Genomic DNA, 23,334 nt, shown 5'->3' on the forward strand with positions numbered 1-23,334 from the left:
AGGGTACAGCTGACGAACACGGGGTATGGAGACCCCGTCACACACTCGCCGGTTCGATCGACGAGACGCCCTCCTCGTCCTCGCCGCCGCAGTCGCCGTCAACCTCCTCGGCGCGCTCGGCGTCCCCTTCACCGCGACCGAGAGCGCGTGGTTCGCCGGGCTCGAACTGCCGTCGTACTACCCGCCGAACTGGGCCTTCGGCGTCGTCTGGCCGGTCCTGTACGCCCTGATCGGCGCGGCCGCGGCGCTCGTGTACCTCGCTGGCAGGAACGGGGAGGCCTCGCGCGGAGCGGTCCGTGTCGCGCTCGCGCTGTTCGGCGTTCAGCTCGTCGTTAACATCGCGTGGTCACCCGTCTTTTGGGGGCTCGAACGCGCGGACCTGGGTCTCGTCGTCTTGGGACTGCTTCTCCCCCTCGTCGTCGCGACGATAGTCGCGTTCGACCGCGTCGACCGACGAGCCGCGCTGCTCGTGGTCCCCTACCTCCTGTGGATATGCTTTGCGACCGCGCTCAACTACGGGATCTGGGCGCTGAACTGACCCCTCAGCCGGTCGGCGGCGAGCCGGTGCCGAGCCGTGCCGCGATGAACCGCCGCTCCGCGGGGTCAAGGTCGCGCTCGCCGGCACGCGCCTCGTCGAGAAACACCCGCAGACCCGTCCGGTAGGCGGCGGCTCGATCCGCCGAAGCGGCTGGTTCGGCCGCCGGTCGCTCCAGCTCCAACTCGGCTATCCCGGTCCTGTCGCCGGTGTACGCGAAGCCGCATTTATAAAGAGCGACGTACGCGAACGGGTTGTTGACCGCGATCCGGACCCGGTCGTACCCGCTCTCTGCGAGACGCGAGACGGTCTGCTCGACGAGCCGCGGACCGAGCCCCTCGCCGCGCCGCGCCGTGTGGACCGTAACGTACCGGAGCCGGCAGCAGTCGGGGTCCGTTCGGTCCGGTGAGAAGGAGACGGCGGCGAGCACGTCGTCGGCGAACGCGTCCGCGTCGACGGTCGATGGGAGCGGCTCGTCCGGTTCCCACCCCGGCACTGCCGTCGGGCCGTCGTCGGCCCGGAGGACCGCCTTACCGGTGTCTCCCACGACGAATTTCCCGGCGTAGGCGAACGCCCGGTAATCGAGTCGGAGCGTTGCCCCGGCCCCCGGTTCGCCGACGAGCGCGAACTCCATGGGGTACGGTACGTGGCCGGGATATAAATGCGGTGGGCGGTTCCGCGACGCTATTTAAGTGTCCTCGCCACCGAGTGCGGCCATGCACGGCGTCGGCGACGTTCGGTTCTTCGATCGGGTGGCCCCGCTGTACGACCGCGTCATGCCGCCGGCGAGCGGCGAGAAACTGGCCGCCGGGCTCGACCACGCGACCCGCTCTATCGACCGACTGCTCGACGTCGGCGGAGGGTCCGGCCGAGCGGCGGCGGCGCTGACCGGTCCCGACATCACCGTCGTCGACGCGTCCGTCGGAATGCTCTCCCGGGCGCGCGGGGTACGAGGTCTCTCCGGGGTCGCCGGGGACGCCGGGCGGCTCCCGTTCCGGGACGCGAGCGTCGACGCGATCACGATCGTGGACGCGTTCCATCACCTTCCCGATCACGCCGCCGCGCTTCGGGAGGCCGCACGGGTGCTCGCGCCCGGCGGCGTACTCGTCGTCCGGGAGTTCGATCCCGAACATCCGCTCGGACGCCTCCTCGTCGCCGGCGAACACGCGTTCGGCATGGCGTCGCGGTTCCATTCTCCGAGAGCCCTCGCCGCGTCGCTCGCGGACGCCGGCTTCGATCCGCGAGTCGTCGAACGGGGCTTCGGCTACACGGTGGTCGGCGTCCGAAGGTGAGGAACGGGGCGGGACGGTCCTCTCGGCCACCGATCTCGCAAATGTCTCCGGTGCTGGCGACGCGAGACCGCCTGTCGTCGGAGTCGAGGGTAAAATCGGCCCTCAGTAACACGGTTATGCGGGCCGCGAGTCAACGCAGACTCGGATGACGGACCGACAGATACGGACCTCCAGACGATCGGTGTTGGCTTCGACCGGCGCGGCGCTCGCAGCGACGGCCGGCTGCCTCGGCGCGACGGACGACGAGCCCCCGGCGGCGTACACGACCCCCGCGGCGGCGGCGTTCGACGGCGTCGTCGACGGCCAGTGGCTCGAGTCGAACCTCGACGACGTACACCTCCTCGACGTCCGCGACGACGAGGCGTTCGGCGAGGGACGGATCCCCGGTTCGTATCACTTCCCCGACTCGGAGATGCTGGACAGCTACGCCGAGGAGACCCCGGACGGATTCGAGGTCTCCCCCGAGGTAATCGCGTGGACGCTCTCGGAGGCGGGCATCGAGCGCGGCGACGACGTCGTCGTGTACGGCGCCGAGTCGAATCTCTGGGAGACGTACGCGATCTACACCCTCAACGCGCTTGGACACGAGGGGCAGGTCAGCCTGCTCGACGGCGGGTACGCCGTCTGGGACGCCGCTGGCGGCGAGACCGTCTCGGAGGCGCCCGAGACGCGGGAGGCCACGTACGAGCCCGAACTCGACACCGGTGTGGTGGCAACCCGAGAGTTCGTCGCCGACAACGTCGACGAGGACGGCGCCGCGATCCCGATCCTCGACATGCGCTCGCCCGAGGAGTACTGGGGCGCCGACGAGCGCGGCGACCTCGACCGGTTCGGCCACGTCACCGGCGCGACCAACCTCAACTTCGTCCAGAGCATCGACGACGAGGCCGGGCGGCTCCGCTCCCCCGAAGAGCTGGAGACGCTGTGGATCGACGACGCCGGGCTCTCGTCCGACGAGACGGCGGTCGCCTACTGCCAGACCGCCATCCGGGCGTCGGTCGGCTGGTTCGTCCTCGATCAGCTCGGCTGGGACGATGTACGCAACTACGAGGGGAGCTGGGCGGACTGGGGGAGCCTCTCGGAGGACGACGGCTACTACTACACCACCGGTGAGGACACCGGAACGGTCGTCGACACGTTCGCCTAAGTCGGCTTGGTCGGCGGTGGGAGCGAAGCGTGCGACACGAGCGCTGCGATCAGTGCCAACAGATGGTCGCCACCAATCTATCGTCGAACGAAACGCAACGCGTGTGTTTGCGGCCGGTCGGAGTCGGCGGGTCCGGACCGGACGGAGTCGTCAATGTGTGGGAGCCGGGGTAAGCAACCGATACTTTCGTAGTCGGTATACCAATACCGGGCGGATGGCCGCCTACGAAATCGGACTACTGATCGTCGGCGTCGCGATCTTGGGGGCAGCCATTCTGCCGCGGCTGCTCAAACACCGCCCACTGTCGTTTCCGATCATATACGTCGCATTCGGGTTCCTCTTGTTCGCGATTATTCCCGGTACTCCATCGCTTGACCCGATCGAGAGCTCTCACGTGACTGAACGGCTCACAGAACTGGTCGTGATAATTTCACTCATGGGAGCCGGGTTGAAGATCGACCGCCCGTTTTCCCCGAAGACGTGGTCCGCGGCGTGGCGGCTGATCCTCATTGCGCTCCCGCTCACTGCCGGGGTAATGGCACTCCTTGCGTGGGGGATCCTCGGTCTGTTGCCAGCCACAGCCATCTTACTCGGGGCCGTGATCGCGCCGACCGATCCGGTGCTCGCGTCAGACGTCGGGGCGAGCGAGCCGCTGACGGACCTCGAAGAAGGGCAGGACCCGGAACAGCGGTGGGGGACGGTTCGGTTTTCACTCACCTCGGAGGCCGGTTTCAACGACGGCTTAGCCTTTCCGCTTACGAACCTGGCTATCGCGGCAGCCGGGGCGGCGCTCGTAGAGGGAGCGTCCTGGTCGTGGCTGGTCGACTGGGTTCTCGTTGACGTCCTCTATAAGATCGCGGCGGGAGCCGTTCTCGGCTATGTATTCGGACGTCTCATGGGCCGGTTTCTGTTTCGGTTACCCACGACTGAGACCGTCGCCGAGATCATGGGGGACGGTCAAGAGGTAATGGCAGGGATCGAAGCGCTGGCCACGACGCTAATCGCGTACAGCGTGACCGAACTACTGGGGGGGTACGGCTTCATTGCCGTCTTCGTGGGAGCACTGACGCTCAGACACTTCGAGTGGGAACACGACTACTACGTGGAGCTTCACGATTTCGCCGTCGTCGTCGAACGGCTGCTAATGGCGACGGTTCTCGTACTGTTCGGAGGGGCTATCGCCGGGGGGTTATTAGGACACGTGACGTGGATGGACGCACTGGTTGGGATGCTCCTCCTGCTGGTAGTTCGGCCGGTAGCCGGGATTCTCAGCTTTATCGGGACGGCTGCCTCGTGGCCGGAGCGGGCCGTGATCGGGTTCTTCGGTATTCGAGGTATCGGATCGTTCTATTATCTCTCCCACGCCTTGGCGGAGTCGTCGTTTCAGGAGATAGAACTCCTCGTCGCGGCAGAACAGCTCTGGGCATTCGTCGGATTCGTCGTCCTGCTGTCGATCATCCTGCACGGGACGAGTGCAAGCCCGATCATGAACGCCCTCAATCGACGGCAACAGCGCCAGAAAGAGTAGGAAGGAGTCCGACCGACGTCGAACGAGAGGGGACCCGTTTCGGGGGAGACTGCCGCCAGCGAATTCGATATCGCGCACGGCGTGTTCCACGACTAGGGGGCGGTGGCTCTGTTGGAGTGTTTTCCAGACACTGTAGGCCGAACCTTCCGGTCAACGGGACCGCTTCTTGATCGATGGCCGGAGTGCGTTGGCGGTCTGTTGGTGGCACGGCGGCACTCAAATAGCCGTCAGGGACGGCCACAACTGCTTATAGCGATCGGTGCGGTGGCGCGCCTGCGAGCGGCCGCCGGCGGCGGCCGCGAGACAGTCCGCGAGGGAATCGGTCGCCCGTAGCGACGCGTAGGGCGACCGATGAGGCTGGGGCGGCGTGAGGTGCTGTACGGTACGGTCGGGTGGGACTCAAGGGGGCAGTCGCGGTTGGGGCTTTGGAGGACTTCACCGTCGTTCCGTCGTCAACGACGCACGAACAGCCGACAGCGACACCCGGCCCGACTGATAAACAGCCGCTTAACCGATTTTGCAACGCTCACTCCCGGTATCAATCGCCGCTGTCTCTGTATTGACGGCGACCGGGATCGACTGAATCATCTCTCAAGTCCGCAAAAGGCCGAGAGATAGCGACTCAGTCGTGCGAGTGGCTGTGTGCGCCGTGGTCGTGGGCGGCACCCTCGTCGCCCGACTCCTCGTCGTGGGTATGGTCCTGTCCGTCCGGGTCCGTCTCGCCGAGCACCTCCGCGCCCTCGCCGTCGATCATGTCCATGTTCTTCAGGTTGTCGCGCTCCTCGAAGTCCTCGACGGCCGCCATCACGTCCTCCTGCGTGATCGTCATCCGGTCTTCCGTGAGCGCGCCGAGGACCGCCTCGCGGAGGACCATCCGGAGGTCGGAGCCCGTGAGCCCCGTCGTCCGGTCGGCGACCTCCTCGGGGTCGAAGTCGGCGATCTGCATCTGCCGGGTGACGACCCGGAGGATGTCCGCGCGCATGTCGCGGTCGGGCTTGGGGAAGTTGACGATCTCGTCGAAGCGCCGCCACGCGGCCGCGTCGAGCTGGTCCGGGTGGTTCGTCGCGCCGATGAGCAGCACCTCGTCGCGCACCAGCGACACCTCGTCGATCGATTTGAGCAGGGTGTTGACCGCTCGCTTGAGCGCGGCGTGCTCGTCCGACCGCCGGGTCTTCGCGACCGAGTCGAACTCGTCGATGAAGAGGATACACGGGGAGAGCCGCTTGGCGACCTCGAACGTCTTCTCGACGTTTTTGGCCGTCTCGCCGAGGTACTGGCTCGTGATCATCGACATCTTCACCTCGACGAGCGGAATGCCGAGCTGATGCGCCAGCGCTCGGGAGACGGTGGTCTTCCCGGTCCCCGGCGGACCGACGAACAGGAGCTTGCCGATCTCGCGGAGACCGATGCTGGCGAGGTACTCGCGGTGTTCGATCGCCTTCACGATCTTCTGGATCTCTCCCTCTTGGTCGCCGGTCAGCACGAGGTCGGCGAGCGTCGTCTCGATCTCTTCCGGCGCGCGGACGTTGACGAGGTCGAGCATCTCGGCGTCCTCCTCCTCGTCGAAGTACTGTTCGAGGAGCGCGTCGATCCAGACGCGGTCCGCCTGGATCGGCCGGACGTCGTCTCGCGCCGCCTCGTGGGTGACGGGGGAGTCGAGGTCGTCCGCGGCCTCCAGCGCGGCGACGATCGTCGGGTTGGTGCCGATCCGTTCGTCGTCCGCGTGGTCGCGGTACCACTCCAGCGCCATCGCGGGCTGCGTCAGGGTGATCTCGCCGGAGAACTCGGTACGCTGGGTGAACAGCAGGTCCGAAACGGCGTCCCACGGGTGCTCGACGCCCGTCGCGGTACGGGTCGTCTCGCTGGTCGCCTTGAGCGGTCGCTCGACGCCGCCCGGAGCCTCCTCCGTGGCGTCGGCCGACCAGAACACCTGCCGGAAGCGCGGCGGAAGGTCATTCTCGTCGAGGTCGCGGTTCTCGGTGTAGAGGTGCGTCGTCAACACGAACTCGACTACGTCGAGCGCCGGGTCACTCATCCGCGCGAAGTAGCCGCGGCACGCGGTTAAGCGCGTCGAACCGCGTCCGCCAGCGGACAGGCCTCTCGCCGGTGCGGGGCGCTCGTCTCGTCGGCGGGCGGCGATCGAAGCGGCGTATCGAACGCTTATTAGCCCTGGTGAACGACCTATCTCGCATGAGCTCCGAGGACGCGGCCGTCTCCGATTCCACTGGGGGGACCGAAACCGACACGGACCACGAAAACGCCCTGCAGGACGTGATTGCAGTCGATCCGGAGGACAACGAGGAGGGAACGGTGAACCGACTCGACGCGCATACCGGCGACGGCGTCCGCCACCGCGCGTTCACCTGCCTCGTCTTCGACACGGAGGGTCGGATCCTGCTGGCGCAGCGCGCGCCCACGAAGCGGCTGTGGGACGGCCACTGGGACGGGACGGTCGCCTCACATCCGGTCGAGGGGCAGTCGCAGGAAGACGCCACCGAGCAGCGTCTCGAAGAGGAGTTGGGGATCACGCCCGATCAGTACGACGACCTCCGCGTGACGGACAAGTTCGAGTACAAGCGGTACTACCCGAACGAGGGCGTCGAATGGGAGGTCTGTTCGGTGCTGAAGGTCACCCTTGACGACACCTCGCTCGACCCTGACGAAGCGGAGATCGGCGGCATGCTGTGGGCCGATTACGAGCACCTCCACGAACACCCGGCGCTGTACCGCCAGCTCCGACTGTGCCCGTGGTTCGAAATCGCGATGCGACGCGACTTCTCCTGAACGATCCGTCGTCGAAGCGGCGATCCGTCGTCGAAGCGGCGATCCGTCGTCGAAGCGGCGATCCGTCGTCGAAGCGGCGATCCGTCGTCGAAGCGGCGATCCGTCGTCGAAGCGGCGATCCGTCGTCGAAGCGGCGATTGCAGACGCGGGCTCCGCGCTACCGCGTAGTTGAAGGCGCTCCCGCGACTCGTTCGCGTATGACCGTCGTCGCTCTGCTGGCGAAGCCGCCCCGCGAGGGGCTCGTCGCGACCGGGCTCGCGGCGTCGACGCCGCTGTCGACCGCCGAAGCCACCGACCTGTACGAGGCGCTGTTCCGCGATGCCGTGCTCGCAGTGGACCGCTCCGGCGGAGAGCTCCTCGTCAACTACCCGGTCGACGACGACCTTCCCGCTGAACACCGCACCGAGACCAGCCCCGAGGCCGAACTGCGTACGCTCGTCGCCGACACCCTCGGCGGCACCGGCGACGTCCGGTTCGAACAACAGGTCGGGTCGTCGTTCGGCGCGCGCGCGGGCAACACCGTCACGCACCTGCTCCGCGAAGAGAATGCCGACTCGGTCGCGGTCGTCACGCCGCAGGCGCCGCTGCTCTCGCGCACCATCATCGACTCGGCCGCGATGAAGCTGCGGACGAACGGGGTCGTCCTCGGTCCCTCCACCCGCGGGCGGACGTACTACGCCGGATTCACCGAGCCGATCGACTTCGACGGCGCGTTCGAGGCCCCGAGCCTGCCGACGCTCGCCGCGCGCGGCCGAGACGCCGGCCTCGACGTCGAGTTCGTCGAGCCGTCGCCGTCGATGATCGACGGTGACGACCTGTTCGACGCGATCCCGCTCCTCCGCGCGCGGTTCGCCGCGCAGCGCGTCGTCCCCGACTACACCGCTGCGTTCGTCCACGAGCACGGGCTGGACGTGGTCGTCGAGGACGGCGAGGAGCGCGTGGTCCGGAACTAAAACGACGGTTTGTTCCTCGATCAGGTATTTATCGCCGACGGACAGACAGATCCTCGATGCAGCGACGCTCACTCATTACCGCGCTCACGGCGCTCGCGACGACCGGCCTCGCCGGGTGTTCGCGAACCCTCCCCGCCGAACAGGCGGACGTCGCGGTCGCCGAGCGGTTCGACGGCGAGGTCGACCGCCCGCAGTGCACGGTCGAGTCCGAGACGGTCGAGGTCACCGTCGGCGACGAGACCCGGGAGTACGAGACGGCCGCGACGATCCCGTACCCGGACGCTCCGAGCGGGTTCCGCGAGAACGACGTCATCGAGTGGGTCGCGGCGTTCGAGGAGGCGTATCTGACGCACCGAATCCTCTGTGACCGAGGCGGGTCGGGTCACATCCTCCGGATCGGCTACACTACCGATCGGATCGAGCTCCTCGAACGGGCCGGAGACGGGTGGGTCGTCTTCCTGCGGTACAGCGGCGGCGCGACCGCCGGTGCCGGCGACGGCGGGATGTGGGAGGCCGATGTCGGATACAGCGCGGTCGCGTACGCGCTCGACGAGACGGGAGCGGCGCGGGTCGCGCTCGATGAGCCCGTGAATCCGGACTCGGACGACATCGAGTCGGCGGTTCCCGATCCGGTCGACGAGGGCGACCTCGTGGCCGTCTTCGAGTGAGCTCACGAGAGGCGGACCGGTGCGCGGCGCACCGGCCGACACCGACACCCCTTAGTCGGACGACTTCGATGCACTACGCGTGGTGGGATGGCAGAGCGGCCCATTGCGCCGGTCTTGAAAACCGGTAGCCTCACGGCTTCCTGGGTTCAAATCCCAGTCCCACCGTGAGCACGCGGCGCACTTCGCGCCGCGTGCGTCTCGTGCGAGGGTTAGAATCAGAGAGCGCGGTGACTGAGTCGCGACGCGATCCGGAGAAACCAATTTCAATTACGTCTATTCGGCAGCCGTAGCGACTCTCGTCATTCGTCGTTTGCGATCATTCTTCGATGAACTACAATCCCACCGCTCACGCTCGGATCTTCCGAGACCACTTGCATCCAATGATGTGTGGTATCATGACGCGCATTATCTTTAACAGGTTTCCGGTACATGTTCCTGACAGGTGATACAACGATGAGCCACGAACTCGATCCGCTGCCGTACGATTACGACGCGCTGGAACCGCACATCTCCGAGCAGGTGCTCGAATGGCACCACGACACGCATCATCAGAGCTACGTGAACGGGTGGAACGCGGCCGAGGAGACGCTCGAGGAGAACCGTGAGTCCCACGACTTCGCTTCGTCGGGCGGCGCGCTTCGCAGCGTGACCCACAACTCGTCGGGCCACATCCTCCACGACCTGTTCTGGCAGAACATGAGCGCGGCGGGCGGCGACGAGCCCGAAGGCGCGCTCGCGGACCGGATCGCGGAGGACTTCGGGTCCTACGAGGCGTGGAAGGGCGAGTTCGAGGCGGCGGCGTCCGCGGCGAGCGGCTGGGCGCTCTTAGTGTACGACACGTTCTCGAATCAGCTGCGGAACGTCGTGGTCGACAAGCACGACCAGGGCGCGATCTGGGGCGGTCACCCGATTCTGGCGCTGGACGTGTGGGAGCACTCGTACTACCACGACTACGGTCCGGCCCGCGGCGAGTTCGTCGACAACTTCTTCGAGGTCGTCGACTGGAACGAGCCCGCGACCCGCTACGAGCAGGCCGTCGAGCTCTTCGAGTAAGCCCGTCAGCCGTCCGAGAGGACCGCGCGTCGAATCCCGATTTCTTTTGAACGCCGCCACCGTCGTCGAGCCGCGCGACCGTCGACTCGCGTCCCTCCAGAGCGGTCTGTACGCACCGCGGAATCCGCGTCGCATCGGCAGCGTTTACGGAGCCGACCCCGTAGCGTCGCCCATGCCCGAACCGAAGTCAGCGTTCGACGAGATATTCCCGTGTGATTTCTACGAGCCCGCGGAGCTGTTCGAGCCGGATCAGCTGTACACTATTCCGGAGATTGCTCGGTTACTGCAGGGGATAGAGCCGGACGCCGAGGTCGATCCCGACACCGAAGCCGTCCTGATCGACTGGGCGATCCCGTGGGTGATGGTCCACGCCGAGGACATGGTGATCGCGGAACCGCTGACGGAGGACGGCCCCGGCTACTACGGCGTCGCAGAGCACGCGCTCGACGGCGACGATGCCGACGGCGACGAAGCGAGCGGGGACGCCTCCGGTCAGGCGTGACAGAGACGCGCTCCGACGACCCGCCGGTTCTGCTCGTCGCAGGCGGCGACCGCGTGGACGCGGGAAAAACGACGTTCTCGACGGGCCTCGTCGCCTCCCTCGCAGCGAACAGGGGAGACGCGATCGGCGTCAAGCCCCTCGCCGGAAACGACTACTGGTTCGACCACGACGACTACCGGATCGCGACCGACTCGGGCCGACTGTACGGGAAGGACGCTCGGCGGCTCGCGGCTGCGAGTACGCGCTCGCTCTCCGAGTCGGCCCCCGGAGAAGACAGTCACGAGAGCGATCGCAGAGCGGACGAACGGGGAAGCGACCGGGTCGACGACTGTCGCAATCGGGCGGAGGTAGTCACTCCGGAGTCGGTCAACCCCGTCCACCGCCTCTGGCGGCCGACACCCGGACGGACTGGACTCCTGGGCGACACCGACCGGACGTTTCTCTGTGACCGCGTCACCACGCCGGACGGCGATCGATTCGTCGTGAATGGCGCAGCCGAGGCGGAGGGACTGATATCCGACGGTCTCGCGGACCGCCTCCCGCTCCGGGACGCCGTCCGCGTCGACGGTGTTGAGGGATTGAACGAAGCGATGGCCGTCGATCACCTCTCGGCGTTCGACCGGCTCGCGGAGCATATCGCGGCCACACGGACTCCAGTCGTCGTGGAGTCGTACGCGGACATCGCCGACCCGCTACCGCGGGAGGGGCCGGTCGAACCGGACGCGGTCGCGGTCGTCGATCCGGGCCGCGCCCAGATATATGCGGGCGATCGCTACGCGAAGGCCCGTGCGGTCGCCTCGGGGAGCCCGCGAGAGGGGGCGTTAGAGGAGCACACGGGCACCGTGACCGAGATGATCGAGCCGCTTTCGACGGTCGCGTTGCCAGCGCTCGCCAGCGACGAGCGGACCGATCCGACCCGCGTGGCGGATCGGTACAACGCCGCGTACGAGGCGCTGGTCGCGGCGCTGTAACGGGAGAAATCGGGAATCGAAAGTTGGCCGACGGCGGGTCGGGGGACGCCGAGTTGCGGAGCGGTATCTCGACTACGCGTCAGGGGCGTTCCGCTTCGTGTAATGGTCCAGTGCGGACTCGATGGAGGAGAGGTCGGCGTTGACTCGGGAGTCGGCGACGCGCATGAAGCCGGGGGTGTACGACGCCGAGTAGTCGAAGATGGTGTTGACCGCGCGCTTCGGGGCCGAGACGGCAGCGAAGTCGGTGATCGTGTACACGCGGGTCGTCGGGAACGCGGTCCAGAACGTGCTGGAGACCCACCGGTCCGCGTCCTCGAAGCTCGTTCCAACGCGACCGGTCGCGAGGTACTCGTCGTCGTGGTAAAACAGCAGGAGATCGCCCTCGGACATCCGCTCGAAGATCGAGCCGTTGCCGCTGTCATCGTCGACGGCCCACAGACGGGCCTCATCGAGGTCGGCGAGCGGCTCTGGGCAGTCGTCGTACTCGGTGAGGTCGACCGCAGACCGGACCGTTCGGTCGAAATTCTCCGGGTCGATAGGGACCAGGAAGACGTTCTCGCTCATTGCCCTCACTTTCGTCGGGAGGGTTTTAAATGCGTTCGTTGCCGTGCCAGCGAACCTCCCGATAGACGGGCGTGAACCGCCGATCGCTTTTGTCGGTCGATCGCTTTTGTCGGTCGATCGCCCTATTGGTTGATCTCTCAGTCGTCGTACTCGCCGTAGATGCGGTCCATCCGCGCGGCCATCACGAAGTCGGATTCGTGGAGCCCGCCGATGTCGTGGCTCCACATCTCGACGCCCACTTCTCCCCACGAGAGGTAGATGTCGGGATGGTGCCACTCCGCTTCCGCGAGCTCTCCGATATCGTTCGTGAACGCCAGCGCGTCCGCGAAATCATCGAACTCGTAGGTCGCTTCGAGGTGGTGGTCGTCGACGACCTCCCACGCGTCTCCCAGTTTCTCGAGGTAGGTGGCGTACTCGTCGTCGGTGAGCGGTTCGTCGCCTTCCTCAGCCGGCTCGACCGGCTCGTCCGCGAGCGGTGATGACATACGACACTCTTGGGGGACCAGCCGTTTGTACCTTCCGCGGGCGACCGCGTCGCGTTCGGTCCGATCATCCTCGGCGGACTGATCCCCGGCGGTGAAGCGATCCTCCTCGACGGTGTTCCGACCCGTTTATAATCGCCGGGACACCCTGAAACGGTATGACCGACGACGAGCGACGACGCGAGCTTATCTCCGCGCTTCGAGCGGCCGACGCCGTCAGATTCGGCGAGTTCGAGCTCTCACACGGTGGCACGAGCGACTACTACGTGGACAAGTACCTGTTCGAGACCGACCCGGACGCGCTGGCGCTGGTCGCCGAGGCGTTCGCCGACCGGCTCGCTGCGACTGACGTGAAGCTCGCGGGCGTCGCGCTCGGCGCGGTTCCGCTCGTGGCCGTGACCGCTACTGAGCTCGGCCGCCCGTACGTCATCGCCCGCAAGCAGGCGAAGGAGTACGGCACCGGCAACCGCATCGAGGGACGGCTCGACGACGGGGAGGAGGTCGTCGTGTTGGAGGACATCGCGACGACCGGCCAGTCCGCCGTCGACGCCGTGGAGGCGCTTCGAGAGGCGGGCGCAACGGTGAACCGCGTGCTCGTCGTCGTCGACCGCGAGGAGGGCGCCGCGGAGCTGCTCGCCGAACACGACATCGAGCTGGAGTCGCTGCTCACGGCGACCGAGCTGCTCGCGGAGCGAGACGCGGAGTAGCACCGGCGACGATCGAAACGCATAACAGCGGAACCGGCCAACGAGGAGACGAGCCGAGGTAGCCTAGCCTGGCCAAGGCGGTAGATTCGAAATCTACTGTCCATTCGGACACCGGAGTTCAAATCTCCGCCTCGGCGCTTCTCTCTCGTTTCCGCCCCGCTAGCGGTGCCGCGTCACGGCACGACGACTCGCCGCAGCGCCGTCCGCCGTTGACCTCGATATCGAGACCATCACGACTCACGACAACACACGCGAACGTGTTCGGTTCGAAACCCGAGTTAGTGGGAGCGGGAGCAAGGGTCTTTATCAGTCGTCGGCAGATCCGACCGTGAACGAGCACACGCTCTACGAGCGGCTGGGCGGACGCGAGGCGATCGGCGCGGTCGTCGACGAGTTCTACGACCGGGTCCTCGAAGACGGCAGGGTCGCACACCACTTCGAGGACGTCGACATGGCGGCACAGCGGGCTCACCAGACGCGGTTCCTGAGCGCCGTCGCCGGGGGGCCCGTCGAGTACGACGGCGACGATATGGATACCGCTCACGACGGAATGGGAATCACCGGCTCGGAGTTCGGTGCGATCGCGACGCACCTCGACGACGCGCTGGCCGCGTTCGATGTCGACGGTGACGACCGATCGGCCGTGATGGAGGCGGTCGCGGGATACGAAGACGCGATCGTCGAGGTTCCGGCCGAGTAGCGGCGTGTTCTGTTCCGGCGACACACACCGCCTCAGTCGACCGAGGAACCGCTACGGCTGGCTCCCGAGTAACTCCTGAGTCGGGCTGTCACCGCCCCGCATTCGGCGACGACGCTTGTCGTAGGCCGCCTCCAGCTTCGCGTTCGTCGCGCGCGAGACGAGGTATAGGTCCGCATCGTCACCGTCGCGGGGGTGTGCGCTCGCGACCCAGACGTGGCCGTCGCCGGTCGAGAGGTCGTCCGCCCAGCGCTCGGCGGCCACCCGGCTCTCGAACGCGTGACGAGGGCCGTCCTCGAAGACGAGCCGACCCACCTTCGCGTTGCGTTTCCGGGCCGAGGGTTTGACCGCGACGACGACGCTCACGGGCGACAATGGAACGTCATCGAATAAAAACCCCGTCAGACGCGGGCGGTCGCGCCGCCGTCAGCTGCGCGTGGCACCGAACCGAACCACAAGAAACCAGACCCCCGGCTCCGTACGCCGACCCATGAGCCACTCGGACTGGCACGAGGACGCGACGATCTACTCGCTCGACGTCAAGACGTTCAACGACAGCGACGGTGACGGTTGGGGGGATTTCCGCGGTGCGGCCGCCAAGCTCGAGTACCTCGACGAGCTCGGCGTCGATGCGCTGTGGGTCCGCCCCTTCTATCCGAGCCCCCTGCGCGACAACGGCTACGACGTGGCCGATTACTACGGCGTCGACGAGCGGCTCGGCACCCTCGACGACTTCCGCGAATTCGCCGAGGGTGCTCACGACCGCGGGATCCGCGTGCTCACCGATCTCGTGTTCAACCACACCTCGGACGAACACGAGTGGTTCCAGCGCGCTCGTGAGGACCCAGAGTCCGAGTACCACGACTACTACCTGTGGACGAGCCACCTCGAGGACGCCCACCAGCGCGGCAACATCTTCCCCGAGTACGAGGACGGCGTCTGGTCGTACGACGAGGTCGCGGGGAAACACTACTTCCACCAGTTCTACGGCCATCAGCCCGACCTCAACGTCGCGAACCCCGTGGTCCGCGAGGAGCTGTACGACGTGCTTCGCTTCTGGCTCGACCACGGCGTCGACGGCTTCCGGATCGACGCCGCCCATCCGATGCTCATGCCCAAAGGGCACCACGCGACGACGCTCGACGAGACCGATCTGGGCGACTCCATCGAGTTGTTCAAAGAGATGCGCCGAGTCGTCGAGGCCGAGAAAGCGGACGCCGTCCTCATCGCCGAGGCGGACGACGAGCCCCAACACCTCGACTACTACTTCGGCGACGGCGAGGCGTTCCACCTCCAGTTCAACTTCGTGATGAACGCTCACCTCACCTACGCGGTGGGCGTGAAAGACACGTGGCCGCTCCAGCGCGCTGAGGAGATTCTCCCAGATATCGACGGAATCGGGACGTGGGTGAACTTCCTGCGCAACCACGACGAGTGGAACCTCCTGAAGCTCCCCGAGGAGGCGTTCGAGCACGCCCGCGAGTACTTCGGCGACGCCGACGGCGACTCGTGGATCTTCGAGCGGGGGCACCGTCTGCGGCTCGCAGACCTGTACGACGGCGACGCCGACCGCATCGCGCTCGCACACAGCCTGCTGTTCGCCCTGCCGGGGTCCGTCGCCCTCCAGTCCGGCGACGAGATCGGGATGGGCGCGGACCTCGACCTCCGCGAGCGCGAGGCCGTCCGCACGCCGATGCAGTGGGACGACTCGCTGAACGCCGGCTTCTCGACCGCCGCCCCCGAGGAGTGTTACAATCCCGTCATCGACGAGGGAGAGTACGCGTACAACCGCGTCAACGTCGCCGCCCAACGCGACGACCCCGACTCGCTGCTCTCGCGGGTCGAAGAACTCGTGGCTGCGCGAGCGGCGTGTCCCGAGATCGCTCGCGGTGACTACCGCGCACTCGGTGCCGATCACAAGGAGACGCGCGTCCATCGGTTCGACTACGACGGCGGCGCGGACAGCGAGGAGACCGGAAGCGACGAGGCGGAGACCGTCCTCCTCTGCGCGCACAACCTCGCCGACGATTACCGCGAAGAGGTGGTCGGCTTCGACGCCGACCCCGACACTGTCGAGCGAATCGTCGGCGACGGCGACTATCACGTCGCCGAGGGCGGCGTGGCGTTCCGACTCGACGCCTGTGACTACGTGTGGCTGCGCGGCGAGAAGCGGTAGGGCCGCGTTCGCGCTTTGCGGAACCGGATCACTCGCGCCCAGTCCTCGCTCGTCGTTCCGGCAGCCACCTCTCGGCCGCCGCCGAGGCTACGTCCGCGACGGACCCATCCTCGGCGGCGGCCGAGAGGAGCCGATCGAGGCCGTCGACCATCGCGACGACGCTGGCGCGGGTGATGTCGGCGTCCGTCGACGAGACCGAGACGGACCGGTCTCCCCGCGACAGATCGACCTCAACGGTGACGACGGCGTCAGTGCCGCCCGTGATCGCGTCGACGTGGTAGGAGTCGAGCTCGAAGGAGACGCCGCCGGACGCGTCGTCGTCTGCCCCCGCGCCGCCGGTCCCGGTGTCGTTGCCCGCCAGCGCGGCCCGGACCGCTTCGAGCCCGGCGTCGACGGGTCCGGCTCCCGTTCCGGCCGCGACGCGCTCCTCGTCGCCGACGCGGAGCCTGACCGAGGCGGTCGGGAGGTTCCCGCCGGAGGTGGCCGAGAGGTCCACGAGATCGACGTGGCGGTCGCGCTCGCGCCCCTGTACGTCCTCCGTGATCGCGAGTAGGTCGGCGTCGGTGACGCGCTTCCCGCGGTCGCCGAGGTCCTTGACGCGGCTCACGACCTCGCGCAGCTCGTCGTCGTCGACGGCGACGTCGTGTTCCGCGAGCGCCGCCTGGACGCCCGCGCGCCCGGCGTGTTTCCCGAGGACGAGCCGCCGTTCCCGCCCCACCGTCTCCGGCGGGTACGGCTCGTACATCGTCCCGTCCTTCAGCGTGCCGTCGGTGTGGATCCCGGACTCGTGCGCGAAGGCGTTCGCGCCGCAGACCGCCTTGTTCGGGGGAAGCGCGACGCCCGTCGCCTCCGAAACGGTCCGGCAGAGCCGGTAGAGCCGCTCCAGTTCGACGGTGTCGACGTCGTACGACCGCGCGAGCGCGATGGCGACCTCCTCTAAGGCGACGTTGCCGGCGCGCTCGCCGACGCCCATCACCGTTCCGTGAACCGTGTCAGCGCCCGCTCGCAGCCCGGCGTGGACGTTCGCGACGCCGAACCCGAGGTCGTCGTGGGTGTGAAGGCTCGTCGGTCCGAGGTCGGCGAGTCGGGAGACGACGTCGGCGGTGCGCTCGGGGCTCGCGGCCCCGACCGTATCGCAGTAGCAGATCCGGTCCGCGCCGGCGTCGAGACCCGCACCGAGCAGCCGTTCGAGGTAGTCGAGGTCGGCTCGCGAGCCATCCTCGCCGAGCACCTCGACCCACAGCCCGTGGTCGGTCGCGTACTCGACGAGCTCTGTGGTCTTCTCTACGACCTCGTCACGAGTCGATCCGACCTTCGTCTCGACGTGTTTGTCAGAGGCCGGGACGACGAGGTTGATCCCGTCGACGCCGCAGTCGAGCGCGTGGTCGATGTCTCTTTTGACGCCGCGAGCGAAGCTCGTCACGGTCGCGTCGAGGCCCTCGCTCGCGACGCGGCGGATGGCCTCGCGCTCGCCCTCGGAGGTGCAGGCCGAACCGGCCTCGACGAAGTGCATCCCGGCGGCGTCGAGCTCGCGGGCGATGCCGACCTTCTCCGCGGGGGTGAGCGAGACGCCGGGCATCTGCTCGCCGTCGCGTAAGGTCGTGTCTAACAGCTGTACCTCGTCGAGTGTGGTGAGTGGTGTGTGAGTCAAAAGGGAGTCCGTCGGCTCGTCGGTGTGTTCTGGGCCGGTGCCGCCACGGGGCGGTCGTGCCCCGGAGTCGCTATCGCCGGAGAATTTCGCGGCCAGCCGCCGTGAGGCGACTTCCTCTATCCTCCGAACGATCACGATCGTCTCGTGTCATTCGTGCCCGTGTCGACGTGTCACACACAGATAAGTGGAGTGATCGTGACAGCTTTGACCGGGGCGAGAGAGCGGTGACCATGCAGAAGGTCGCGATCGACGACGTCGACGTCGTCACGAACCCGATGGGCGTCCACGACCTCCGAAAACCGGTCTCGCGGGCGCTCGGCACCGAGCACGTCGCGATGAACTACTTCGAGCTCGCGCCCGGCGACGCGTTCGCGGGCGGGCTCCACGCCCACGGCGACCAAGAGGAGATATTCTACGTGCTCTCGGGGACCGCCACATTCGAGGTCGGCCGCGAACGCGAGCGCGTCGACGTGAGCGCGGGCGAGCTGATCCGCTTCGCGCCGGGCGAGTTCCAGTCCGGATTCGTACGCGAGGACGCGGATAGCGAGGTCGTCGCGTGGGCGTTCGGCGCGCCCGGCGCGCGCCACGACTGGGAGCAGATCGAGACGCTGATCGAGTGTCGCGACTGCGGCGAGGAGCACCCGCACGCGACCGAGCTCACCGACGGGGGACGGTTCCGCTTCACCTGTGGCGAGTGTGATACCTCGTTTTCGCCGTAGGTCCGTCTCGTTCGGCTCCCCCGGCGTCCGCTATTCCGAAATTCCACCGGCGAGTTCGACAAAGTTCTCGAAGACCCGTCCCGCGGTGACGTCCTCGAACGAGAGGCGGTCCGTCTCCCAATCGAAGTCGGCGACGAGTCTGTCGCGGTGTGCGGCCGTAATCTCCGGGTGGAACTGCACGGTCCACAGCGGTGCGGTCCCGTGAGCGGTCCCGAACACGTGAGTGTGATCGGCTGACGCGATGACCTCCATGTCGGCTCCCGGTTCGGTCACGGCGTCGCCGTGGAGCGAGACCACGACCGGGTCGACGCCGTCGAACAGCGGGTCGTCCGCGAAGGTCGCCTCGACGAGCGTCGCGGTCGTTCCGATTTCCTCGACGCTCCCGCCGAGCGCCGTATTGGCCACTTGATGTCCGAAACAGACGCCGAGAGTCGGGATTTCCCGAGCGACGAGCTCGCGGACGAGCTCCTCTTGCTCGGCGATCCACGGGCGGCTTTCGGACTCGTAGACGCCAGCCGTGCTACCGGTCAGGATGACCCCGTCCGCGTCGTCGAGGGGGACGCGCTCGCCCGCGACGAAGTCTATCTCCGTTGCGGTCGGAAACCGCGCCGCCACCGCGTCACAGTGGTACTCGTGCTCCGGATCGACTTCGTTTCGAACCACGTACAGCTGTAACGACTCTGTACCGGGAACAGTCACAGCGTACAGGTCCGCTTTTCGAGAGCATATACTTTGGGTCGTCTCGACAGTCGAATCGCCGTTCTCACCCCAGAAGCGACCGGATCGACCGGCGTGCCGTTCCGCATCGATCGCGGTACTCACAGGAGCCACACCGGTCGTCGTCGACGCGGGACGGCGGGCCGTCGATCGCGCGGGTGGCGCGCAGCGCCCGGCGGTACGCCGCCTTCCGCCGGGTGGTGAGCCGGATTGTACGGACCGCGCCGACACTCGGGTACTCGACCACGGCCCGCGGCACCTCGCGTTCGCGTTCCCACGCGAGCGCCTTGGCGACGGCGACCGCCCTGACCGACTGCGACTCCCACACCCCGCAGTCCGGCGGCTCACCCGGGGAGACGACCGTTGGAACCGGCGGCTCCGTCTCCTCACCCGCGAGGATTTTATAAACAATTCCGTGACAGTCCTTCCCCGACAGGAACGCTCGCTCGCGCTCGGGGTCGACGAGTCCGTCGTAGTCGTCGCGCTCGCGGAGCCGCGCGAGATTCCGGCGGTAGGCCGCTGGCGAGCGGCGGATCGGAAGGCGTCTGAGGGTTCGATCGGGCGCGTCGGCGAGCGCGGGGTACCGGAAGGCGAGATCGATCCGGGCCTGCGCCGCGTCCGGGATCGAGCGATCGTCCTCGCGGCGATCGTAGTAGAGCTGTCTCGGACAGTACGCGGCCCGCGCGACATCGCTAAAGGGGATCACGGGGGTTTCTGGCGGCGCTACCACTCATAAGGGGTGGGAAGGGATTTCGGTCAGAGGCGGTCTGTCACCGCCCGTCGAAGTCGGTCGAGGAGCCCGCGATCGTCGTCCGCGTTGACGCCCCTCGGATCGGAGAGCTCCCAGCCAGCCTTCTCGGCCGCCTCGCGGATCGTCAGGAACTCGAAGCCGATGGCGGTCGCGAGCCGTCGGTCCGATCCGGTCGTTCCGACGAAGACGTGTCTGGGCGTACCGGCCTCCGCGTGGATGTCTCCGAGCGTGCCCCACTTGTCCCACTTGCGGAGCGCGTAGTCGTTTTCCAGCCCGTGTCTCCGGAGGAACGAGGCGACGTCGTCGGCCTCGTTGGCGACGACCCCGACGTACCGACTCCACTCGCGGGCGTCGGCGAAGACGCCCGCGGGGTCGGCGAGCGTCCGCGCCGCGCCCAGCGAGAAGACGAGCGTCACCTCGCCGGACCGTTCGCCGGCTCGGTCGGCGTCGACGTTGAGGCTCATGGACTGTCGCCGGTAGATTCGGCGGCGACCGACAAAACCCTGTGGGGACGCTTCGGGGACTCTTATACCGTGAGCCCACCTCCGACTCCGTACATGGATTTCGAGGCCACGTTCGGCACTGACGCGCCGGTGATCGGCATGGTACACCTCCCGCCGCTGCCGGGCGCACCGAAAGCCCCCGCGGACGGGGAGCGCGCGATGGAGGCGGCGGTCGATCGAGCGGCGAGCGACGCCCGCGCGCTCGACCGCGGCGGCGTCGACGGGATCGTGATCGAGAACTTCGGCGACGCGCCCTTCTATCCCGACGACGTACCGAAGTCGGTCGTCGCGGGCGTCACCCGCGCCGCGACCGCGGTCGCCGCGGAGACCGACCTCCCGATCGGGATCAACGTCCTGCGGAACGACGCCGAGGCGGCGCTGTCCGTCGCCGCCGCGGTCGGGGCCGACTACGTCCGCGTGAACGTCTACACCGGCGCGCGCGTCACGGACCAGGGGATAGTCGAGGGCGCGGCCCACGAGACGCTCAGACTCCGGAAGCGACTCGGCGTCGACGCGGGCGTCTTCGCCGACACGGATGTGAAACACTCCGCGCCGCTGACGGCGGCGGGCTACACCGCGGAGTCGTTCGCCGACACGGCCGAACGAGGGCTCGCCGACGCGGTGATCGCTTCGGGGCGAGGGACGGGCGAGGCGATGGACAACGAGGCGCTGGAGGCGGTCGTCGCCGAGCGAGAGACTCACGGGCTCGACACGCCGGTGCTCGTCGGGAGCGGCGTTCGCGCCGACACGGTCGCGGACGTGCTGACGACCGCCGACGGCGTCATCGTCGGCACGGCGCTGAAGGAGGGCGGCGAGACGACCGCCCCGGTCGACCCGGAGCGCGTCGCCGAGTTGGTGGCGCGGGCGGACGAGGTCCGATAGCCGGGCTACCGGCCGTCGCGTCGGTCTGAATCGAAGCCAGAGTCACCGCGATCTCCGCGTTCACCGAGGAACGCCTCGACCTCCGCGCGCGTCGGGAGCCCGGGCTGTGTGAACCGGGACTGACAGTTGATCGCCGCGACCGCGGCCGCGAATCGAACGCCCGGTGCGACCGGTTCCGCCGCCGCGATCCACTGATCGATCAGCCCCGCGACGAAGGCGTCCCCCGCGCCCGTCGCGTCGACGGCGTCGACCTCGAACGCGTCGAACGAGCGCCGTTCTCCGTCGGTGACCACGGTTACTCCGTCGGCGCCGTGGGTGAGGACGGCGCGCGGCCAGCCGTCGCCCGACCGGCCGTTGCTCGTGCGGGCGTCCGGCGAACCCTCTCGGGTCGCCTGCGCCGCGGCGATCCGCCGAACCGCCGCTTCCCGGCCGCCGAAGTAGGCGGCGGCCGCCACGTCGCCCGCGACGAAGAGATCCGCGCGATGGAGCAGTCGGTGGATCGTCTCCGGCTCGGTGCCGCGACCGATCAGCTCCTCGATCGATCCCGAGAGGTCGAAGACGAGGCGAGGCGGACCGCTCGTCGTGTCACTCGCCTCATCGTCAGCCGCGGCCGACTCGACCGTCCGGAGCACCGCTCGCGAGACCTCGTCGGGCGTGTAGGCCGTGAGAAAGACGACGTCCGCGGCCGCGATAGCCTCGCGATCCGCCGCGTCGAGCCGGAGCTTTCGGAAGCTCTCCCCGGCGGTGACGATGGCGCGTTCCCCGTCCGGGTCGCGCAGGATGACCGAGCGCGTCGTGGGGTCGTCACCGACGCGGACGCGCGCGGTGTCGACACCGGTGGAATCGAGGCTCTCGCGGGCGCGTCGGCCGTACGCGTCGTCGCCGACGCGACTGACGAGCCCGACGTCTCGGCCGAGCCCGTCGAGCGCGACGGCGACGTTCGCCCCCACGCCGCCGGCGGCGGTCGTCACTTCGCTGGCGTACGCGCCGCCGTCCGGTTCGGGGATGTTGGTGACGGCGTACCACTCGTCTATCGCCGCGGCACCGACGACGACGATGGTGGGAGATGCGGCCGTCATCGACGGTGCGTAGACGGGGACATCGCCGCGCTATCCCTCATAAAACGACCGGTGAAGCGCCATCGCGGCGTCCGTCGCGATCGGTCCCTCGACGGTCGTCTCGCCGCCGGCGCGCCGAACGACCTCTTCGCAGGGGATCGTGACCACGTCGCCGGTGAGTCGGTCGAGGGTCGCGCCGTCGACCCCGAAGACGACCCGGTCGAGCCCGGCGTAGTGGATCGCGGTGGCGCACATCGGACACGGCTCCGTGCTGGCGTACATCGTGCAGTCGGCGCGCTCCTCGGGGGACAATTCTCGGGCCGCCCACCGCGCGAGCGTCATCTCCGGGTGCGCGGCGATGTCGTCGTTCGTTCGCGTCTCGTTGTGCCCCTCGCCGACGATCTCGCCGTCGACGACGATGACCGCGCCGAACGGCGTGTTCCCCGCCTCGACCGACTCCGCCGCCAGCTCGATCGCTCGGTCGACGTACTCGTGATCGGTGTGGGAAGCATCGGAGTCGTCGGTCTCGGATCCGGTCTCGTCGATCGGCTCGTCGCCGTCGATATCGTCTGTCGTCTCGGGGTCGTCCGAGTCGTCACTCATGGATCGGTGTTCGACTCGGGGCACCTAACGCTTCGTGAGACGGCAGATCAGGACCGGTCGGGGTCGGCGTCGTCGTCGGGAGTGTGGTCGCCGTCGGCGGCGGAACTGTGGTCGGCGGTCGCCGTCGATCCGTCGTTAGACCCCGACGCCGTGTTCCGTGCCTGACGGAGGTCGCGGAGCGCGTCGACGGCGTCGTCGGTCGTATCGGTTCGGACCTCCGTCGTCGCGTTCGGGTCCAGCCCCGACGACGGCCCCTCGGCGGCTCCGGTGCGGTCGCCTTCGCCGCGATCTGCGTCACCTTTCGCAGACGCGTCGGGCGACTCCTCGCCGTTCCCGCCGCCGAACAGGTCCGCAAGCCACGCGCTGAGTCTGGTGAGAAGGCCCATCTCGG

Annotated in this window: 27 protein-coding genes and 2 tRNA genes; 17 read left to right on the top strand and 12 right to left on the bottom strand. The window is 67.8% G+C overall.

Annotated elements, in window-relative coordinates:
* The first annotated feature begins 25 nt into the window (after positions 1-25).
* Entirely contained in the window at positions 26-538 is a 513-nt protein-coding gene (locus ACNSN4_RS14650; RefSeq protein WP_418286585.1) for a TspO/MBR family protein, read from the top strand.
* 4 nt (positions 539-542) lie between these two features.
* On the opposite strand, the gene ACNSN4_RS14655 is transcribed toward ACNSN4_RS14650, so the two are convergent.
* Complete coding sequence (locus tag ACNSN4_RS14655; protein ID WP_418286586.1) at positions 543-1,169, bottom strand: GNAT family N-acetyltransferase; 627 nt, start codon at positions 1,167-1,169, stop codon at positions 543-545.
* An 82-nt stretch (positions 1,170-1,251) separates the two neighbouring features.
* On the opposite strand from ACNSN4_RS14655, the gene ACNSN4_RS14660 reads away from it, so the two are divergent.
* The 3 genes from ACNSN4_RS14660 to ACNSN4_RS14670 all read left to right on the top strand — a co-directional run bounded on the left by ACNSN4_RS14660 (position 1,252) and on the right by ACNSN4_RS14670 (position 4,502).
* Complete coding sequence (locus tag ACNSN4_RS14660; RefSeq protein ID WP_418286587.1) at positions 1,252-1,827, top strand: class I SAM-dependent methyltransferase; 576 nt, start codon at positions 1,252-1,254, stop codon at positions 1,825-1,827.
* A 145-nt stretch (positions 1,828-1,972) separates the two neighbouring features.
* Positions 1,973-2,974: a sulfurtransferase gene (locus ACNSN4_RS14665; protein ID WP_418286588.1), complete on the top strand. Its 1,002-nt coding sequence runs from the start codon at positions 1,973-1,975 to the stop codon at positions 2,972-2,974.
* Positions 2,975-3,188: 214 nt separating this feature from the next.
* The gene (locus ACNSN4_RS14670) at positions 3,189-4,502 is read left to right on the top strand and encodes a cation:proton antiporter (RefSeq protein WP_418286589.1); all 1,314 of its coding nucleotides are present in this window, start codon (positions 3,189-3,191) and stop codon (positions 4,500-4,502) included.
* A 622-nt stretch (positions 4,503-5,124) separates the two neighbouring features.
* Here the strand turns inward: ACNSN4_RS14670 and ACNSN4_RS14675 are convergent.
* Positions 5,125-6,537 carry an ATP-binding protein gene (locus tag ACNSN4_RS14675; RefSeq protein ID WP_418286590.1) on the bottom strand — a complete coding sequence of 471 codons (1,413 nt, stop codon included), beginning with the start codon at positions 6,535-6,537 and terminating at the stop codon, positions 5,125-5,127.
* A 155-nt stretch (positions 6,538-6,692) separates the two neighbouring features.
* Between ACNSN4_RS14675 and idi the strand changes: the two genes are divergently transcribed.
* The 7 genes from idi (at position 6,693) to ACNSN4_RS14710 (ending at position 11,433) form a co-directional block, all read left to right on the top strand.
* Complete coding sequence (gene idi / locus ACNSN4_RS14680) at positions 6,693-7,286, top strand: isopentenyl-diphosphate Delta-isomerase (RefSeq protein WP_418286591.1); 594 nt, start codon at positions 6,693-6,695, stop codon at positions 7,284-7,286.
* Positions 7,287-7,483: 197 nt separating this feature from the next.
* On the top strand, positions 7,484-8,239 hold the full coding sequence (locus ACNSN4_RS14685) for a DUF2064 domain-containing protein (RefSeq protein ID WP_418286592.1): 756 nt from the start codon (positions 7,484-7,486) through the stop codon (positions 8,237-8,239).
* A gap of 56 nt (positions 8,240-8,295) precedes the next feature.
* Entirely contained in the window at positions 8,296-8,907 is a 612-nt protein-coding gene (locus ACNSN4_RS14690; protein ID WP_418286593.1) for a hypothetical protein, read from the top strand.
* Positions 8,908-8,988: 81 nt separating this feature from the next.
* Positions 8,989-9,072: transfer RNA gene (locus ACNSN4_RS14695), tRNA-Ser, on the top strand.
* A 288-nt stretch (positions 9,073-9,360) separates the two neighbouring features.
* Positions 9,361-9,960 carry a superoxide dismutase [Mn] gene (sod, locus tag ACNSN4_RS14700; protein ID WP_418286357.1) on the top strand — a complete coding sequence of 200 codons (600 nt, stop codon included), beginning with the start codon at positions 9,361-9,363 and terminating at the stop codon, positions 9,958-9,960.
* Between the two features lie 172 nt (positions 9,961-10,132).
* Entirely contained in the window at positions 10,133-10,462 is a 330-nt protein-coding gene (locus ACNSN4_RS14705) for a DUF5827 family protein (RefSeq protein ID WP_418286594.1), read from the top strand.
* Positions 10,459-11,433 carry an ATPase gene (locus ACNSN4_RS14710; RefSeq protein ID WP_418286595.1) on the top strand — a complete coding sequence of 325 codons (975 nt, stop codon included), beginning with the start codon at positions 10,459-10,461 and terminating at the stop codon, positions 11,431-11,433. Before ACNSN4_RS14705 ends, ACNSN4_RS14710 begins: the two co-directional genes overlap by 4 nt.
* A gap of 72 nt (positions 11,434-11,505) precedes the next feature.
* On the opposite strand, the gene ACNSN4_RS14715 is transcribed toward ACNSN4_RS14710, so the two are convergent.
* Together ACNSN4_RS14715 and ACNSN4_RS14720 are read right to left on the bottom strand one after the other, a co-directional pair.
* Positions 11,506-11,997, bottom strand: a complete 492-nt coding sequence (locus ACNSN4_RS14715; protein WP_418286596.1) for a hypothetical protein — start codon at positions 11,995-11,997, stop codon at positions 11,506-11,508.
* 137 nt (positions 11,998-12,134) lie between these two features.
* Complete coding sequence (locus tag ACNSN4_RS14720; protein ID WP_418286597.1) at positions 12,135-12,482, bottom strand: 4a-hydroxytetrahydrobiopterin dehydratase; 348 nt, start codon at positions 12,480-12,482, stop codon at positions 12,135-12,137.
* Between the two features lie 155 nt (positions 12,483-12,637).
* Between ACNSN4_RS14720 and pyrE the strand changes: the two genes are divergently transcribed.
* From pyrE to ACNSN4_RS14735, 3 genes are all read left to right on the top strand, one after another.
* Entirely contained in the window at positions 12,638-13,186 is a 549-nt protein-coding gene (gene pyrE / locus ACNSN4_RS14725; protein ID WP_418286598.1) for an orotate phosphoribosyltransferase, read from the top strand.
* A gap of 52 nt (positions 13,187-13,238) precedes the next feature.
* A tRNA-Ser gene (locus tag ACNSN4_RS14730) sits at positions 13,239-13,323 on the top strand.
* A 191-nt stretch (positions 13,324-13,514) separates the two neighbouring features.
* Positions 13,515-13,886 (top strand): group I truncated hemoglobin, encoded by a 372-nt coding sequence (locus ACNSN4_RS14735; RefSeq protein WP_418286599.1) that lies wholly within the window; start codon positions 13,515-13,517, stop codon positions 13,884-13,886.
* Between the two features lie 51 nt (positions 13,887-13,937).
* Here ACNSN4_RS14735 and ACNSN4_RS14740 read toward each other — a convergent pair whose 3' ends face one another.
* On the bottom strand, positions 13,938-14,249 hold the full coding sequence (locus ACNSN4_RS14740; protein ID WP_418286600.1) for a DUF8081 domain-containing protein: 312 nt from the start codon (positions 14,247-14,249) through the stop codon (positions 13,938-13,940).
* Positions 14,250-14,373: 124 nt separating this feature from the next.
* Here ACNSN4_RS14740 and ACNSN4_RS14745 point away from each other — a divergent pair, with 124 nt between their 5' ends.
* Positions 14,374-16,059 carry an alpha-amylase family protein gene (locus ACNSN4_RS14745; RefSeq protein WP_418286601.1) on the top strand — a complete coding sequence of 562 codons (1,686 nt, stop codon included), beginning with the start codon at positions 14,374-14,376 and terminating at the stop codon, positions 16,057-16,059.
* Positions 16,060-16,087: 28 nt separating this feature from the next.
* Here the strand turns inward: ACNSN4_RS14745 and ACNSN4_RS14750 are convergent, their stop codons facing one another.
* Positions 16,088-17,710, bottom strand: a complete 1,623-nt coding sequence (locus ACNSN4_RS14750; protein ID WP_418286602.1) for a (R)-citramalate synthase — start codon at positions 17,708-17,710, stop codon at positions 16,088-16,090.
* A gap of 230 nt (positions 17,711-17,940) precedes the next feature.
* Between ACNSN4_RS14750 and ACNSN4_RS14755 the strand changes: the two genes are divergently transcribed.
* A complete protein-coding gene (locus ACNSN4_RS14755) occupies positions 17,941-18,429 on the top strand; it encodes a cupin domain-containing protein (protein ID WP_418286603.1) in 489 nt (162 codons plus the stop codon).
* 30 nt (positions 18,430-18,459) lie between these two features.
* Here ACNSN4_RS14755 and ACNSN4_RS14760 read toward each other — a convergent pair whose 3' ends face one another.
* From ACNSN4_RS14760 to ACNSN4_RS14770, 3 genes are all read right to left on the bottom strand, one after another.
* Positions 18,460-19,128, bottom strand: a complete 669-nt coding sequence (locus ACNSN4_RS14760; protein ID WP_418286604.1) for a type 1 glutamine amidotransferase — start codon at positions 19,126-19,128, stop codon at positions 18,460-18,462.
* A gap of 64 nt (positions 19,129-19,192) precedes the next feature.
* Complete coding sequence (locus tag ACNSN4_RS14765; protein WP_418286605.1) at positions 19,193-19,852, bottom strand: CRISPR-associated protein Cas4; 660 nt, start codon at positions 19,850-19,852, stop codon at positions 19,193-19,195.
* Positions 19,853-19,902: 50 nt separating this feature from the next.
* On the bottom strand, positions 19,903-20,361 hold the full coding sequence (locus tag ACNSN4_RS14770) for a DUF7124 domain-containing protein (protein ID WP_418286606.1): 459 nt from the start codon (positions 20,359-20,361) through the stop codon (positions 19,903-19,905).
* Between the two features lie 93 nt (positions 20,362-20,454).
* On the opposite strand from ACNSN4_RS14770, the gene ACNSN4_RS14775 reads away from it, so the two are divergent.
* The gene (locus ACNSN4_RS14775) at positions 20,455-21,282 is read left to right on the top strand and encodes a BtpA/SgcQ family protein (RefSeq protein ID WP_418286607.1); all 828 of its coding nucleotides are present in this window, start codon (positions 20,455-20,457) and stop codon (positions 21,280-21,282) included.
* A 5-nt stretch (positions 21,283-21,287) separates the two neighbouring features.
* On the opposite strand, the gene ACNSN4_RS14780 is transcribed toward ACNSN4_RS14775, so the two are convergent.
* Genes ACNSN4_RS14780 through ACNSN4_RS14790 form a run of 3 tightly spaced genes read right to left on the bottom strand, consistent with a single transcriptional unit; the run spans position 21,288 to position 23,329 of the window.
* Complete coding sequence (locus tag ACNSN4_RS14780; protein WP_418286608.1) at positions 21,288-22,361, bottom strand: carbohydrate kinase family protein; 1,074 nt, start codon at positions 22,359-22,361, stop codon at positions 21,288-21,290.
* A gap of 30 nt (positions 22,362-22,391) precedes the next feature.
* On the bottom strand, positions 22,392-22,943 hold the full coding sequence (locus ACNSN4_RS14785; RefSeq protein WP_418286609.1) for a nucleoside deaminase: 552 nt from the start codon (positions 22,941-22,943) through the stop codon (positions 22,392-22,394).
* Between the two features lie 47 nt (positions 22,944-22,990).
* On the bottom strand, positions 22,991-23,329 hold the full coding sequence (locus ACNSN4_RS14790) for a hypothetical protein (RefSeq protein WP_418286610.1): 339 nt from the start codon (positions 23,327-23,329) through the stop codon (positions 22,991-22,993).
* Positions 23,330-23,334 lie beyond the last annotated feature (5 nt).

The sequence above is a fragment of the Halorubrum marinum genome, assembly GCF_048381195.1.
Lineage (GTDB): Archaea > Halobacteriota > Halobacteria > Halobacteriales > Haloferacaceae > Halorubrum.

Excerpts from the sequence above, each read along its gene's own strand:
- ACNSN4_RS14650 (WP_418286585.1), top strand. The coding sequence starts at position 26 with ATGGAGACCCCGTCACACACTCGCCGGTTCGATCGACGAGACGCCCTC.
- ACNSN4_RS14655 (WP_418286586.1), bottom strand. The coding sequence starts at position 1,169 with ATGGAGTTCGCGCTCGTCGGCGAACCGGGGGCCGGGGCAACGCTCCGA.
- ACNSN4_RS14660 (WP_418286587.1), top strand. The coding sequence starts at position 1,252 with ATGCACGGCGTCGGCGACGTTCGGTTCTTCGATCGGGTGGCCCCGCTG.
- ACNSN4_RS14665 (WP_418286588.1), top strand. The coding sequence starts at position 1,973 with ATGACGGACCGACAGATACGGACCTCCAGACGATCGGTGTTGGCTTCG.
- ACNSN4_RS14670 (WP_418286589.1), top strand. The coding sequence starts at position 3,189 with ATGGCCGCCTACGAAATCGGACTACTGATCGTCGGCGTCGCGATCTTG.
- ACNSN4_RS14675 (WP_418286590.1), bottom strand. The coding sequence starts at position 6,537 with ATGAGTGACCCGGCGCTCGACGTAGTCGAGTTCGTGTTGACGACGCAC.
- idi (WP_418286591.1), top strand. The coding sequence starts at position 6,693 with ATGAGCTCCGAGGACGCGGCCGTCTCCGATTCCACTGGGGGGACCGAA.
- ACNSN4_RS14685 (WP_418286592.1), top strand. The coding sequence starts at position 7,484 with ATGACCGTCGTCGCTCTGCTGGCGAAGCCGCCCCGCGAGGGGCTCGTC.
- ACNSN4_RS14690 (WP_418286593.1), top strand. The coding sequence starts at position 8,296 with ATGCAGCGACGCTCACTCATTACCGCGCTCACGGCGCTCGCGACGACC.
- sod (WP_418286357.1), top strand. The coding sequence starts at position 9,361 with ATGAGCCACGAACTCGATCCGCTGCCGTACGATTACGACGCGCTGGAA.
- ACNSN4_RS14705 (WP_418286594.1), top strand. The coding sequence starts at position 10,133 with ATGCCCGAACCGAAGTCAGCGTTCGACGAGATATTCCCGTGTGATTTC.
- ACNSN4_RS14715 (WP_418286596.1), bottom strand. The coding sequence starts at position 11,997 with ATGAGCGAGAACGTCTTCCTGGTCCCTATCGACCCGGAGAATTTCGAC.
- ACNSN4_RS14720 (WP_418286597.1), bottom strand. The coding sequence starts at position 12,482 with ATGTCATCACCGCTCGCGGACGAGCCGGTCGAGCCGGCTGAGGAAGGC.
- pyrE (WP_418286598.1), top strand. The coding sequence starts at position 12,638 with ATGACCGACGACGAGCGACGACGCGAGCTTATCTCCGCGCTTCGAGCG.
- ACNSN4_RS14745 (WP_418286601.1), top strand. The coding sequence starts at position 14,374 with ATGAGCCACTCGGACTGGCACGAGGACGCGACGATCTACTCGCTCGAC.
- ACNSN4_RS14755 (WP_418286603.1), top strand. The coding sequence starts at position 17,941 with ATGCAGAAGGTCGCGATCGACGACGTCGACGTCGTCACGAACCCGATG.
- ACNSN4_RS14770 (WP_418286606.1), bottom strand. The coding sequence starts at position 20,361 with ATGAGCCTCAACGTCGACGCCGACCGAGCCGGCGAACGGTCCGGCGAG.
- ACNSN4_RS14775 (WP_418286607.1), top strand. The coding sequence starts at position 20,455 with ATGGATTTCGAGGCCACGTTCGGCACTGACGCGCCGGTGATCGGCATG.
- ACNSN4_RS14780 (WP_418286608.1), bottom strand. The coding sequence starts at position 22,361 with ATGACGGCCGCATCTCCCACCATCGTCGTCGTCGGTGCCGCGGCGATA.
- ACNSN4_RS14785 (WP_418286609.1), bottom strand. The coding sequence starts at position 22,943 with ATGAGTGACGACTCGGACGACCCCGAGACGACAGACGATATCGACGGC.
- ACNSN4_RS14790 (WP_418286610.1), bottom strand. The coding sequence starts at position 23,329 with ATGGGCCTTCTCACCAGACTCAGCGCGTGGCTTGCGGACCTGTTCGGC.